Below are 13,712 nucleotides of genomic sequence, written 5' to 3'. Positions count from 1 at the left end.
ACTGTGCGCCAATAACAAGGTCTTATGTGCTGTCAGAGTGCGGAGCCTCGCGACAGCCGCACCCAGTCAGCATGGCCAGCGATTACTGATCCAGCGCGGTGAACACGAAAGTCAGATCGCGCTGAAATACCGATTCGAAACCACGATACGGCAGTGGCTGGGCGCTCAGCACGGCGGCCTCAATCGAACGCTGGCCGGCCTCGTCATACGGGCAGCCCGGCGCAACCTTGGCCTCCATCACCTGCCCGCCCGGCAACTGGCGAATGTTGATGGTGCACTTCTGACCCGGCGGCACCGACGGCGGGCGCACCCACTGCGCCAACACCTTTTGCTGGATCGCGGCTGCGTACTTGGCATACAGATCGGTATTGGTGCCACCCTGCCCTGCCGTCGGCTGTGGCGTCGCAGCGGCAGCCGACAATGCCTGTTGCGCACGCGCGGCAGCGACCTGACGCAGTTTCTGCTCGGCCAGCGCCGCTTCCTTGGTGGCCTGTTCGCGCTGGCGGCGAATATCGGCAATCTTCTTTTCGCGCTCGGCATCCGCTGCTTGCTGTGCGGCAGCCTGCTTTTTCTTTGCGTCGGCCTCTTCCTGCTGCTTGGCCAAGCGCAACTTCTGCTCGGCCTCTGCCTGGCGCTTGCGCTCGGTCAGGTCGATCTGCTCCTGACGACGCTTGGCTTCCTGTTCCTGCTTTGCCTTTTCTGCCGACAGCGCAAGCGCATCGACGCGGTCCTGATCGACCTTGTCCGGCTGGGCCACGCGCTCCTGTGCCTGCGCCTGTTGGGGCGTGGGCGCATCCTGCGGACGCGGCTCGGGAATCGGCTGCGGAGGCGGCACGCTGTCTTCCGGTGCTCGCTCGGGCAACAGTGCAGGCGGTGGCGGTGGCGTCTCCACCGGGGTGGCCTTCAGCGCCTGACGTGCGACACGCGCTTCGGCAGCAGACACGTCCAGCGAGGCTTCCATGCTGGGGGCGCCCGCTGCAGGCTCGACCGAACGCTCGGGCGACCACAACCAGCCGGCGATGAACACCAACGCGACCAGGACATGCACAACCAAGGCCAGCAGGACTGGTCGAAACCAGCCGTCATCGCGTGCCGCCTGCGTGGGGAGCACGTCAGCGTGCATTGCTGCCTGCGGTGCCGCCGGAATCGGAAATCAGGCCGACCTTCTCCACCTTGGCCTGCTTGAGCACGTCGATGGCGTCCATGATCTTTTGATACGGCGCGGCGCGATCGCCGGCCACGACCACACGCGCCGCTTTATCCTGCGCCACGATGGCGGCCAGTTGCGCCTGCAGTGCGGCCACATCCATCGTCTGCGGCTTGCCCTTGGGCAGCTGCAATGCGAGTTGGCCATCGGCAGCGACCACCACCACGATCGGATCCTGCTTGCTCTCCAACGCCTTGGCGCGCGAGCTGGGCAGGTTGACGTCGGTACTAAGGGTCAGCAGCGGTGCGGTCACCATGAAGATGATCAGCAGCACCAACATCACGTCGATGTAAGGCACGACATTGATGTCGGATTTGAGCTTGCGCTTCTTACGGCGGGAAATACCGGAGATCATCGCGAAACGTTCCTAATTAATCTCCCGCATATGCATGTGCGGGCTGTCGCGAGTGGCGCGCGCATTACTCGTCCGCGCCAGCCTGACGCTGCAGGATCGAGCTGAACTCGTCGGCGAAGGTTTCGTAGCGCACCGACAGCCGTTCCACGCGGGTGGTGAAGCGGTTGTAGGCCCACACCGCCGGGATTGCCACGAACAAGCCGATGGCGGTAGCGAACAAAGCTTCGGAGATACCTGGCGCCACGGCGGCAATACCGGCCTGCTCGCCGCTGCTGACCATGTCGTGCATCGTCACCATGATGCCGAACACGGTGCCGACCAGGCCGACGTACGGCGCAGTGGAACCGATGTTGGCCAGCAGTTCAAGATTGCGTTCGAGCTGATCGACTTCGCGGGTGAAGGCGGTGCGCATGGCACGCTGTGCGCCTTCCAACTGCACGCGTGCGTCTAGACGACGACGATCGCGCAACCGCGAGAATTCGCGGAAGCCGCTTTCGAACATCGATTCCAGGCCACCGACGGTGCGGTTGCGGTCGGTCGCCGAGGCGTACAGCTTGGCCAGATCCGCACCCGACCAGAAGCGGTTTTCGAACTCGTCCGCCTCGCGATTGGCCTGCTTGAAGGCACGCGCCTTGCGGAAAATGATCACCCAGCTGATGAACGAGCCGATCAGCAGCAACAGCACGATGATCTTGACGGGAATGCTCGCCCGCAGGATCAATTCCACATAGTTGATGCTGGTGTTGTGCGCCACGCTGGCGGTCTGCGCCGCAGCGGCGGCGACGTCCTGCGGTAGTGCTTCCACTACCGTGTCCTGCAGGGCCAGGAGCAATGCAATCGACATCCGTTTGTTCCTCAGTAATCGGATTCTGTGGTTTCTAAAGCTTTCAACACCTCATACAGCGCATCTTCCATGCCACGCGGGCGGAAGTCGCTGGCACCGAGTGCGGCAATGCGCACCTCGGCAGTCAGCAGCACTTCGCCTTCGCGACCCACCGATTGCGCGAACAGCAGGCTGGCCCGTCTGCATTTCAGCAATACCGCCGACACTGACAGCGTGTCGTCGAGCCGGGCCGGCTTGAGGAAATCCAGTTGCATCGAGCGGACCGCAAAGACCAGATCGTGCTCCCGGCGCATGCGTTCCTGCCCATAACCGAGTGCACGCATCCACTCGGTGCGCGCACGTTCCATGAAAGCGACGTAGCGCGCGTGGTAGACCACCCCCCCAGCGTCGGTATCTTCCCAATACACGCGTGTCGGCCAACTGAATCGAGGATCAACCGACATCCTGGTCCTCGGCAAACAGGTCCGGTACCGGTGCTGCCTTAGGCTTGAGCCCGAGGTGGCGGTAAGCCTTGTTGGTGGCCATGCGCCCGCGCGCGGTGCGGATCAGAAAGCCCTGCTGGATCAGATAGGGCTCGATCACGTCTTCCAGCGTGCCGCGTTCTTCCGACAACGAGGCAGCCAACGACTCCACACCCACCGGCCCGCCGTCGAAGTGATCGACGATGACGCGCAACATGCGGCGGTCGAGCTCGTCGAAGCCTTCCGGATCGACCTTCAGCATCTGCATCGCCGCCTGCGCCACCGGCAGATCGATATGCCCGGCCGCCTTGACCTGGGCGTAGTCGCGCACGCGCCGCAACAGCCGGTTGGCAATACGCGGCGTGCCCCGCGCGCGGCGCGCGATCTCGGCGGCGCCATCGGGTGTGCAACCGATACCCAGGATCGCAGCCGAGCGGATCACGATCCTGGTCAATTCCTGCGGCGAATAAAATTCCAGACGCTGCACGATGCCGAAGCGGTCACGCAACGGAGCGGTCAGCAGGCCGGCACGCGTGGTGGCGCCGATCAGCGTGAACGGCGGCAGGTCGATTTTGATCGAGCGCGCGGCAGGGCCTTCACCGATCATGATGTCGATCTGGAAATCTTCCATCGCCGGATACAGCACTTCTTCGACTACTGGGGAGAGGCGATGGATTTCGTCGATGAACAGCACATCGTGCGGCTGCAGATTGGTCAGCAGCGCAGCTAGATCGCCGGCCTTTTCGATTACCGGGCCGGAAGTCACCCGCAAGCTAACCCCGAGTTCATTGGCGATGACATGGCTGAGCGTGGTCTTGCCCAGACCGGGCGGACCAAAGATCAGCACATGATCCATCGCCTCGCCGCGCGCCTTGGCCGCCTGGATATAGATCTCCATCTGCTCGCGCACCGGCTGCTGACCGAGATAATCGGCCAAGCGCTGGGGACGGATGCTGGCATCGGCGGCATCGTCTTCGCGGGTGGAACTGCTGGCGATGATGCGGTCCATTGAGGGCGGGGAGTGGAGGGAGTCGCTATTCGGGATTGACAGCTCACTATTATGAGCCGCGAGACGCCCTTGGCGCTACGCTCTTACTCATCCCTACTTCCGAATCCCGAATCCCGAATCCCGAATCCCGAATCCCGAATCCCGAATCCCCGCCGCCCGCAGCAGGGCGGCTTCATATCTCGACCTGCGCGCCCAGTTCGACCAGGCGATTGCCGGGAATGCGGAAGAACCCGGTTGCCGGAGCGGCATTGCGATGCATCAGCGCGAACAACTTGTCGCGCCAGATCGGCATGCCGCGATTGGCGCTGGCCACGATGGTCTCGCGGCTGGCGAAGAAGGTGGTGTCCATCGGGTCAAAATGGATGCCGCCCTTGTCGCAGGAGCGCATCAGCCCCAGCGGTACGTCGGGCGTTTCCATGAAGCCGAAACGCACGTACACACGATAGAACTCGTCACCGATCGATTCGATCTGCAGACGCTTGTCCATCGGCGCATACGGGATGGGCAAGGTTTCCACGTTGAGGAAGATGTTGCGCTCGTGCAGCACCTTGTTGTGCTTGAGGTTGTGCATCAGCGCATGCGGCACGACCATCGGGTCGGCAGTCAAAAACACCGCCATGCCCGGCACGCGTGCCGGTGGGGCCAGCATCAGGCCGGGCAGGAAGCCGTCGATACGGATACCGTCCTTGCGGATCTCCTCTCGCAGCAGTGCGCGACCGCGGCGCCAGGTGCGCATCAGAGTGAACACCACGATGCCCAGCGCCAGCGGGAACCAGGCGCCCTGCAGCAGCTTGGCGCCATTGGCGATGACGAAGGCCAGCTCGATGATGAAAAACACCACGCACAACGGCAGCACCCAATTGTGCCAGCGCGGCCATAACGAACGCGCCACCAGTGCCAGCAGCAGCGTATCGATCGACATGGTCATCGACACCGAGATGCCGTAGGCCACCGCCAGATTGGTCGAGCTGCCGAAGATCAGCACCAGCGCGATCACCATTACCATCAACAGCCAGTTGACGCCGGGCACGTAGATCTGGCCGATGGTGTCGCGCGAGGTGTGCTTGATCAGCATGCGCGGGATGTAGCCCAACTGCATGGCTTGGCGGGCCACCGAGTACGCACCGGTAATCACCGCCTGCGAGGCGATCACCGCCGCCAGCGTGGCCAGAATGATCATCGGATACAGCGCCCAGCCAGGCACCGCTTCGAAAAAGGGGTTCTTTAGCGCGGACGGGTGGTTAAGCACCAATGCGCCCTGCCCCAGGTAATTGAGCAGCAGCATCGGCAGCACGAAAAAATACCAGCCGTGGCGGATCGGCTTGGCGCCGAAATGGCCCATATCCGCGTACAACGCTTCACCGCCGGTCACCGCCAGTACCACCGCGCCGAGGATGAAGACCCCGTGCCAGCCGTGATCCATAAAGAAGCGGATCGCCCACCATGGGCTGAAGGCCTTCATCACCTCGGGTGCGTCGATGATGTTCCAGGCGCCGATCGCGCCCAGCGACAGGAACCATACACAGGTGATCGGGCCGAACACCTTGCCGACCTTTTCGGTGCCGAAGCGTTGCACCATGAACACCACCAGCAACACCGCCACGGTGATCGGCACGATAAAAGGGTGCAGGCTGGGTGCAGCGATTTCCAGACCTTCCACTGCGCCCATCACCGAGATGGCCGGGGTGATCACACCATCGCCGAAGAACAGCGAGGCGCCGAAGATGCCGAGAATGCCGACCACGTAGGCCGAGCGCGACCCATTGCGCATGGTGCGCTGGGTGAGCGCCATCAGCGCCATGATGCCGCCCTCGCCCTCGTTGTCGGCACGCATGATGATGGTGACGTACTTGAGCGTCACCGTGATCATCAGCGCCCAGAACGCCAGCGACAGCACGCCCAGCACGGTGTCGTGATCGCTGGCCAGCCCATAGTGAGGCGAAAATGCCTCCTTGAGGGTGTACAGCGGGCTGGTGCCGATATCGCCGAAAACGACGCCGATCGCGCCGATGACCAAGGCCATATGGCTATTGGTGGGGGCGTGGCCGGCTGCGGGAATGGGGGTGTGAGACATGAGTTAGGGAGTTTCCGCCAAACAGCGTGAGGAAGAGAGAAGAAGACGCGACGCGATGGTTGCCTAACCGAACGTCGCCAGCAGTTGCCGCCAAAGGGTAAGCCGCGCGTCAGGAACCGCAGTGTACGAACCGTACACGCCAATTCCGAGCGCCGACCGCGCCCGCTTGTCAGCTGCGCGGTAGTTTTGAAGGCAACTCCTAGCGCAGCGCGGCCTGAAGTGCCTTGCGAATGACCGTTGCGACTTCGTCGCCTTCCGCCCCGGCCTCGCGTGCCATGCGTGCGGCCTCGTCCGGCTTGTAACCCAATTGCTGCAACGCCACGGCTGCTTCGGACACCGCGTCCGGACCGAGCTGGCCGGTGATCGGCGCGCCACTACTGAAGCTGGCGGCGCGGTCGCGCAGCTCCACCAGCATGCGTTCGGCGGTCTTCTTGCCGATGCCGGGGATGCGGGTCAGCGCGGTGATGTCGCCGCTGGCGATCAGGCGGGCGAACTCGTCCACGGTAACGCCTGACAATACCGCCAGCGCAATCTTGGCACCGATGCCGGTGACCTTTTGCACATCGCGGAACAACCTGCGCTCGCCTTCGCGCAGGAACCCGTACAGCGACACGCTGTCTTCCTTCTGCGCGTAATGGGTAAACAGAATCACGTCGCGGCCGACATCGGGCAGATCGTAGAAGGTGCTCATCGGCGCCTCCAGCTCATACCCCACCCCGCCCACATCGATCACCAACCAAGGCGGCTGTTTGTATGCCAGGATCCCGCGCAGACGGCCGATCACTGGGCACCGCCTGGGCGATGCCGGCAATGGGGAATCGGGAATGGAGAATCGTAAGAGCGCGCGCTGCTCTGGACTCTGCTGTTGCGATTCCCGATTCCCGATTCCCGATTCCCGATTCTCATCTTTTCCGGCTCCAGGCCTGTTTGGTATTGACGCCCAGGCGCTGCGCGGTGGCGCGCACGTGGGCGTGGGTGATGGCGACGGCCAGTGCGTCGGCGGCGTCGGGCTGCAGTTTGCCTTTCAGGTTGAGCATGATGCCGACCATGTGCTGCACCTGCACCTTGTCCGCGCCGCCCTTGCCGACCAGCGCGAGTTTGATTTCGGTGGCAGCGTACTCGTGCACCGGCAGATCGCGTAGCACCACCGCGCAAATCGCCGCGCCGCGCGCATGGCCAAGCTTGAGCGCCGAATCGGCGCTCTTGCCCATGAACACCTTCTCGATCGCCACTTCCTGCGGCTGATAGGTTTCGATCACCTCGCCCAGCCCGTGCAGCAGGCGCCTGAGTCGCTGCGCGAAATCGCCCTCACCCAGCAGCAGCAGCGGCGCGTGATACACGTGCCGGCTACGCCCGCTCTCGTCGATGTCGATGATGCCCAGTCCGGTACGCTGGGAGCCGGGATCGATGCCCAGGATTCGGGTCATCGAGGGGCCAGGATCGGGGATCGGAGATTGGGAATTGGGAACGTACATGCAGCGCGGCGGCGTCGCTGTTGCGAACCCCTGATTACGATTCCCGTCATCCCCGCCATCATTTCATCCCCGCCATCATTCAGGCGCCTAGCGCCGCTTGATCGACATTCGAATACACGTCCTGAACGTCGTCCAGGTCTTCGAGCATGTCGAGCAGCTTGCGGACCTGGAGGGCGGTGTCGCCGTCGACGGCGACGTCGTTTTCGGCGCGGAAAGTGATTTCGGCGTGGGCGGGTTCCAGACCGGCGGCGGCGAGCGCCTGCTTGACCTGAGCGAAAGCGTCAGGGGCAGTCAGCACGTCGATGGCGCCGTCTTGCGGGTACACCACTACGTCGTCGGCGCCGGCTTCGATCGCCGCGTCGGTGAGGGTGTCTTCATCGGTGCCGGCGAGAAAGCTGAGCACGCCCAGGCGCTTGAACATGAAGGCGACAGAGCCGTCGGTGCCCATGTTGCCGCCGCATTTGCTGAAGGCATGCCGCACGTCGGCCACCGCACGCACGCGATTGTCGGTTAGGCAGTCCACGATCACCGCCACGCCGCCGGGGGCGTAGCCCTCGTAGCGCACTTCTTCGTATTCCACGCCTTCCAGCTCACCGGTGGCCTTCTTGATGGCGCGTTCGATCACATCCTTGGACATGTTCGACGACAGGCCTTTGTCCACTGCCACCCGCAGGCGCGGGTTGTTGGCGGGATCGCCACCCCCAGCACGCGCAGCGACGCTGATCTCGCGAATGATCTTGGTGAACATCTTGCCACGTTTGGCGTCGGAGGCGTTCTTGCGGCCTTCGATGGAGGGGCCTCTACCCATGGATGGTTCCAGACTGGCTTGGATGACAGGGCGCGGATTTTACCTGATTGCTCGCCCGCACCGGAGCGGCCGTGTTCAGTGGCGAAATCTGCCTTGGCGCAGGAAGCTCAGCCCCTGCTGAGCGGCCTCGAACGAGCGCAACAGGCCGCTATGGCTAGCTTGCACCACACAGTGATCGCGCAGCCCGGGCAGGCGGGTTTGGGCCAGTACCACGGTACCGTCCGTGCCACCGTCCAACGGGGCAAGCCAGCGACCGATCCCGCACGCGACGCTGCCGGCGATCTGGCCGACCTCGGCATCACCGTCCCACTGTGCAAGGCTTTTTTGAAGCAACGCCGCACTGCGCCCCAGCGCCCAGCCCCCGCCGCGTTGCGCCAACCCGCGCGCCGCGGCGCTGCCGCCGAGCCCAGGCACACCACGCGCGTCACTGACAGATCAAAAGTTTCGGTGCAAAGCCTGCAACGTGATCAATCCGCCCAGGCTATGCGCGACCACGGCGGTCACCGGACTGCTGCACAGACGCGCCACCAGCTGCGGTACTGCTGCCTGCGGACCGCCCGGCTACGCTAGCGTAGCCGAAGGTGGACACCCGGCAACCTGGGGCGCGCAGGCGCCATGCCAAGGGCCAGAGCCAGCTGCGTGCGTTCCAGATGCCGTGCACCAGTAGGCACGTCGATCTCGACTGCCGGGGAGGCGCTACGATCGACCATTGCCGTGGCTCTTGTCTGCATGGTGGTCAAGAGTGGGACCTGAGAGGGATTTGATGCCTTCAGCTAAGAGCGGCTAACAAAACGACTGCGCTCACCGCCAGGCGGGCGCGGCCGGTGCCCGGAATCGGCATGTACCACGCGTACGCTCCGGTTCCTCCTCGCCGTCCGCACTCACCTGACGACTGCTAGCTACGTTTTGTTAGCCGCTCTAAGGCGCCCACTGGCGCTGAGCACGATAGGTTGGCAAGTCGCTCGACATCGCGCCTCGGCACTGAGTGCGGCGGCTAGCCGATCTGAGCTGGCCGCCGCAGAATGTACTCGCGGTCGAGGATGCGGCCCACCGGGAATGCGTATTCGCCGACTTTTTCGAAGCCGTAGCGGGCATAGAAACGCTGCGCGCCGAAATTCTCCGACCACACGCCGATCCACAAGGTGCGCGGTTCGCCACGCTCCAGCCATTGCAGCGCGGTTTCAAACAGACGGCTGCCCCAGCCGCTGTTCTGGTAATCCTTCAATAAATACAGCCGCTTGAGCTCTCCATCGCCGGGGTGGACATCGGCGTGCGGCAGCCCGCACGGGCCGGCAGCCGCGTGGCCGACCAGCAGGTTATTCATCTCCAGCAGCCAGATCGCGTAGTCCGGATGCGCCAAGACGGTGCGCGCGCGCTCGACCGTATAGGTCTCTTCCAGAAATCTGCGCAGGTCTTCTTCCGGATACAGATGTCTGAAGGTTTCGGTGAAAGTCTGTGCAGCCAGCAGCGATAACGCTTCGGCATCGTCCAGTGTGGCGCGGCGGATGCGAGTCATGCGGGCTTCTTGTGCCGGGTAGACGTGGCAGCTTCTCCGATGCACCGTCGCTTCTGCAAGCGGAGCGATGATGCCGCCCTTCTGCCATCACTCGGTACGTGACAAAAAGCGACTGCACTCACCGCCAGGCAGCTGCCGTCGGTGATCGACGCGACGTGTACCACTTCCACATTCCAGTTGCTGTGCGCCGCCCGCACCCACCTGACGACTGCTCGCGACGTTTTTGCCACTCGAAGGCGACAAAAAACTACGTTGAATGCTCCGGCGTACGCGGACCATTTCAACGATGGCAATGCCGAGTTCGGGAACCGCCGCAGCTTGCTGACAGCTGGGTACTCACCCGACGTGCCGACAGCAGCGTATCGATCACGGCGCATCGACTGCGCACGGTCATGCGCAAGGCGTGGCCATGCGCAGTGGCAAATCAGGCCTGCTTGGGCCGGACCTGCACGTGCACTTCTGCCAACTGCTCGGCGGCGATCGGCGACGGGGCGTCGGTCATCAGATCCTGCGCGCCGGTGGTCTTGGGGAACGGGATCACATCGCGGATCGACTCGGTGCCGGCCATCAGCGCGGCGATGCGGTCGATCCCGAAGGCGATGCCACCGTGCGGCGGCGCACCGTAGTTCAAGGCATCCAGCAGGAAGCCGAATTTGGCGCGCGCTTCGTGGGCACCGATGCCGAGCAGCTCGAACACAGCGCTCTGCATGTCGGGGCGATGGATACGGATCGAGCCGCCACCGATTTCATTGCCGTTGAGCACCATGTCGTAACCGCGCGACACCGCCGTGCGGGGGCTGGCACACAGGTCGGCGATGTCGTCTAACGCAGGCGCGGTGAACGGGTGATGCAGGGCGACATAGCGCTGCGCATCTTCGTCCCATTCGAACATCGGAAAGTCGGTGACCCACAGCGGCGCCCAACCATCGGCAACCAGATTGAAATCCTTGCCGGCTTTTAAACGCAGCTCGCCCATGAAATCGGACACCTTGTTATAGCCGCCGGCACCGAAGAACACGATGTCGCCGTTACCGGCACCGACGTGTTTGAGCACCGCAGCGAACGTCTCTTCGCAGAAGAACTTGGCGATCGGCGAGGTGACTTCGCCGGTCTCCGACAATTTAACGTAGGCCAGACCCTTGGCGCCATATTTAGCGGCGTGCGCGGCGTATTCGTCGATCTGCTTGCGCGACAGCCTGGCGCCACCGGGAATGCGCAGCGCGGCAACGCGACCTTCGGCAGCGTTGGCAGCGGCGGCGAACACCGGAAATTCGCTGGATTTGACCAGCTCGGCCACGTCGATCAATTCCAGATCGATACGCATGTCCGGCTTGTCCGAGCCGTAACGACGCATCGCCTCGGCCCAGCTCATGCGCGGGAACTGCGCGGCCAGTTCGACATCGACCACTTCCTTGAAGATGGCGCGGATCATGTCTTCGACGAAATCCTGCACGTCGCGCTCGCGCACGAAGGCGAACTCCATATCGAGCTGGGTGAATTCCAGCTGGCGGTCGGCGCGCAGCGCTTCGTCGCGGAAGCAGCGCGCAATCTGGTAATAACGATCGAAGCCGGCCACCATCAGAATCTGCTTGAACAGCTGCGGGCTCTGCGGCAATGCGTAGAACTCGCCCGGGTGCATGCGTGCCGGCACCAGGAAGTCGCGCGCGCCTTCGGGGGTGGCCTTGGTCAGGATCGGGGTTTCGATGTCCTGGAAATCGCGTGCATCCAGATGCCGGCGCAACGCCTGCACCAGCTTGATACGAGTGCGCTGCATGCGCTGCATTTCCGGACGCCGCAAGTCCAGATAACGGTATTTCAAGCGGGTCTCTTCGCCCGGATTTTCGTGTGCATGGAACGGCAGCGGCGCAGCCTTGTTGAGGATGCTGATGCGCGTGGCGATCACTTCCACCTTGCCGGTGCGGAGTTTGTCGTTGACCGCATGCCGCGCACGCACCACGCCTTCAACCTGCAGTACGTCCTCGTAGCCGAGGCTGGCGGCCACCTTGAAGAGCTCCGCGCTGTCGTTGTCGCCGGCGACCGGTTCCACCGTCACCTGCACGATTCCCTCGTGGTCGCGCAGGTCGATGAAGCAGACACCACCCAGGTTGCGGGCAACGTCGTTCCAGCCGGCGAGAGTGACGGTTTGGCCGATCAAGGTGTCATCGACCAGGCCGCAGAAGTGGGTACGCATCGGAAGCTCCGCTGAAAACCCGACACAGGACAGCGCCGGAGAGCCCGATATTCTGGGGCCGGCGGGCGACAGGAGCAAATGCGCAGGCGCTCATGGCCGCTTAAGTCGGCGCCCGGCTGAATAGGCGCCATGCCCCCTCCAAACTAAGGACGACACGATGCTACGCACCGCCCTGCTGCTCTCCGGCTTCGGCCTGATTACCCTGACCGGCGCGCTCACCAGCGCCCCCGCCGCCGCGCAAGACCGCGGCTCGAACGGCCCTAGCATCACCTGCGCCAGCAACGACAACCGTCGCCGCGAATGCGATACGCCGTTCCGCGGCCGCGCCGCTCTGGTCGAAAACATCTCCGGTACGCGCTGCATCGAAGGCAGCAACTGGGGCAGCGACCGCGGCCGCGTTTGGGTAGACAACGGCTGTCGCGGGCGCTTTGCTGAAGGCCGTGGTGGTGCCGGCTGGGGCGGCGACAACGGCCCCGGCGGCGGTTCCGGCCGGGTGGCAGACACGGTGCGCTGCGAAAGCAACGACCAACACCAGCAGATCTGTGACACCGGCTGGCGCCACGCCACCTTGGTGCGCCAGCTTTCCAAAAGCCCGTGCGTGGAAGGCCGCAATTGGCGCCAGGACGGCGGCCGGATCTGGGTGGACGATGGCTGCCGGGGCGAGTTTGCGCAGGCACGTGGCGGTGGCCGGGACCGTGGTGACGGCGGCTACCGTGGCCGCGACGACCGCCCGCGTAACGACTACGCCATCACCTGCGCCAGCGACGACCGCCGCCTGCGCGACTGCGCCTGGGATGGCCGTTACGGCCGCCCGGTGCTGACCCGCCAGTTGTCTGACACCCGCTGCGAAGAAGACCGCAGCTGGGGGTACGACGAACGCCGCGCCTCGGTGTGGGTCAATGACGGCTGCCGCGCAAAATTCGAGGCGCGTTGAGCGAGCGACGAGCGCAGCGGGAGTGGCCTGCGCGTACCGCACACGCGACCGGAAGTCGAGACGACCAGCCAAGTGCTGTCGAGAGCGGCTAGAGACAAGCCGCTTCGATCAAGCCGCAACACAGCTGCCTGTCACTCTGGACATCTGGTCGAGGCGCCTTTGATCCACCCGAGGTGCCGCACGTTTTGCGCTTGCGTTTGAAAACGCTGTACGCATTGGCGCCGGTAGCGGCCATCGGCGCCGGTCTATCCGGCTTGGCGATGGGCGCGTTCTGAGGATTAACGTCAGTGTGCGAGCCATGCTCGTACCGCCTGCGCTACCGCCTTCAATGCCGCCGCACGGGCAGCATCGTCGACCTTGGTGCCATTGAGATAGGCGGTCAGCAACAACGGCGTCGTAGGCCCTGGCGGCCAAATGATGGCGATGTCGTTAACGGTGTCGGTACCGTTGCTGCCGGTCTTATCGCTGATCTTCCAAGTGCGCGGCAAGCCGGCGCGCAGGCAGGCATCGCCGGTGCGGTTGTCGATTATCCCAGTCAGCCAGTTGCTTGCGCGAAGCTGGTCGCAATGCATCGCCGAGCAGCAGCGTGGACATGGTCGCGGCCATCGCCGCAGGCGTGGTGGTGTCGCACGGTTCGCCTTCGGCGAACCGATTCATCTCCGGCTCGCGGCGGTCGCTGCGCGTGTGCGTATCGCCGATGCCGCGCAGGAAGGCGGTCAGGCCCGCAGGATCGCCGACCAACGGGAACAGCAGGTTGGCAGCCGGGTGGTCGCTGTAGATCATAGTGGCCCGACACAACAATGAAGATTACGTTTGGTGTCCCCAAGAGCGGCTAACA

The 13,712-nt window shown here is 63.8% G+C and carries 12 protein-coding genes, 1 other RNA gene and 2 pseudogenes; 2 read left to right on the top strand and 13 right to left on the bottom strand.

Annotation, left to right across the window (positions count from 1 at the left end; genetic code table 11):
• Positions 1 to 82 precede the first annotated feature (82 nt).
• From tolA to J5I97_RS05060, 10 genes and pseudogenes are all read right to left on the bottom strand, one after another.
• Positions 83 to 1,123 (bottom strand): cell envelope integrity protein TolA, encoded by a 1,041-nt coding sequence (gene tolA / locus J5I97_RS05105; RefSeq protein WP_208589693.1) that lies wholly within the window; start codon positions 1,121 to 1,123, stop codon positions 83 to 85.
• The gene (gene tolR, locus J5I97_RS05100; RefSeq protein ID WP_208589686.1) at positions 1,113 to 1,562 is read right to left on the bottom strand and encodes a protein TolR; all 450 of its coding nucleotides are present in this window, start codon (positions 1,560 to 1,562) and stop codon (positions 1,113 to 1,115) included. The genes tolA and tolR overlap by 11 nt, the downstream gene beginning before the upstream one ends.
• 64 nt (positions 1,563 to 1,626) lie before the next feature.
• Positions 1,627 to 2,406: a protein TolQ gene (gene tolQ, locus J5I97_RS05095; RefSeq protein WP_208589684.1), complete on the bottom strand. Its 780-nt coding sequence runs from the start codon at positions 2,404 to 2,406 to the stop codon at positions 1,627 to 1,629.
• A gap of 11 nt (positions 2,407 to 2,417) precedes the next feature.
• Positions 2,418 to 2,849, bottom strand: coding sequence for a tol-pal system-associated acyl-CoA thioesterase (gene ybgC / locus J5I97_RS05090; protein WP_208589682.1), 432 nt, complete (start codon positions 2,847 to 2,849; stop codon positions 2,418 to 2,420).
• Positions 2,839 to 3,876: a Holliday junction branch migration DNA helicase RuvB gene (ruvB, locus tag J5I97_RS05085; RefSeq protein ID WP_208589673.1), complete on the bottom strand. Its 1,038-nt coding sequence runs from the start codon at positions 3,874 to 3,876 to the stop codon at positions 2,839 to 2,841. The genes ybgC and ruvB overlap by 11 nt, the downstream gene beginning before the upstream one ends.
• A gap of 172 nt (positions 3,877 to 4,048) precedes the next feature.
• Positions 4,049 to 5,950: a potassium transporter Kup gene (locus J5I97_RS05080; protein ID WP_208589666.1), complete on the bottom strand. Its 1,902-nt coding sequence runs from the start codon at positions 5,948 to 5,950 to the stop codon at positions 4,049 to 4,051.
• A gap of 199 nt (positions 5,951 to 6,149) precedes the next feature.
• Positions 6,150 to 6,734 carry a Holliday junction branch migration protein RuvA gene (gene ruvA / locus J5I97_RS05075; RefSeq protein WP_208589658.1) on the bottom strand — a complete coding sequence of 195 codons (585 nt, stop codon included), beginning with the start codon at positions 6,732 to 6,734 and terminating at the stop codon, positions 6,150 to 6,152.
• A gap of 118 nt (positions 6,735 to 6,852) precedes the next feature.
• Positions 6,853 to 7,377, bottom strand: a complete 525-nt coding sequence (gene ruvC, locus J5I97_RS05070; RefSeq protein WP_208589656.1) for a crossover junction endodeoxyribonuclease RuvC — start codon at positions 7,375 to 7,377, stop codon at positions 6,853 to 6,855.
• Positions 7,378 to 7,504: 127 nt separating this feature from the next.
• Positions 7,505 to 8,233 carry a YebC/PmpR family DNA-binding transcriptional regulator gene (locus J5I97_RS05065; protein ID WP_208589654.1) on the bottom strand — a complete coding sequence of 243 codons (729 nt, stop codon included), beginning with the start codon at positions 8,231 to 8,233 and terminating at the stop codon, positions 7,505 to 7,507.
• A gap of 75 nt (positions 8,234 to 8,308) precedes the next feature.
• A pseudogene (locus J5I97_RS05060) lies at positions 8,309 to 8,936 on the bottom strand (esterase/lipase family protein).
• Positions 8,937 to 9,072: 136 nt separating this feature from the next.
• Between J5I97_RS05060 and J5I97_RS05055 the strand changes: the two are divergent.
• Positions 9,073 to 9,148: non-coding RNA, sX9 sRNA (locus J5I97_RS05055), on the top strand.
• A 79-nt stretch (positions 9,149 to 9,227) separates the two neighbouring features.
• Here J5I97_RS05055 and J5I97_RS05050 read toward each other — a convergent pair.
• A complete protein-coding gene (locus J5I97_RS05050) occupies positions 9,228 to 9,749 on the bottom strand; it encodes a GNAT family N-acetyltransferase (protein ID WP_208589653.1) in 522 nt (173 codons plus the stop codon).
• A 424-nt stretch (positions 9,750 to 10,173) separates the two neighbouring features.
• Positions 10,174 to 11,940, bottom strand: coding sequence for an aspartate--tRNA ligase (aspS, locus tag J5I97_RS05045; protein ID WP_208589651.1), 1,767 nt, complete (start codon positions 11,938 to 11,940; stop codon positions 10,174 to 10,176).
• A 157-nt stretch (positions 11,941 to 12,097) separates the two neighbouring features.
• Here aspS and J5I97_RS05040 point away from each other — a divergent pair, with 157 nt between their 5' ends.
• Positions 12,098 to 12,874: a DUF3011 domain-containing protein gene (locus J5I97_RS05040; RefSeq protein WP_208589649.1), complete on the top strand. Its 777-nt coding sequence runs from the start codon at positions 12,098 to 12,100 to the stop codon at positions 12,872 to 12,874.
• A gap of 284 nt (positions 12,875 to 13,158) precedes the next feature.
• Here J5I97_RS05040 and J5I97_RS05035 read toward each other — a convergent pair.
• Positions 13,159 to 13,672 (bottom strand): annotated as a pseudogene (locus J5I97_RS05035) (serine hydrolase); the annotation flags it as partial.
• Between the last annotated feature and the right edge of the window lie 40 nt (positions 13,673 to 13,712).

Origin of the sequence: Xanthomonas fragariae, from assembly GCF_017603965.1 — a bacterium.
In the GTDB taxonomy this organism is placed as follows: Bacteria; Pseudomonadota; Gammaproteobacteria; order Xanthomonadales; family Xanthomonadaceae; genus Xanthomonas; species Xanthomonas fragariae_A.
This window is presented reverse-complemented; position numbering and strand designations above follow the sequence as displayed.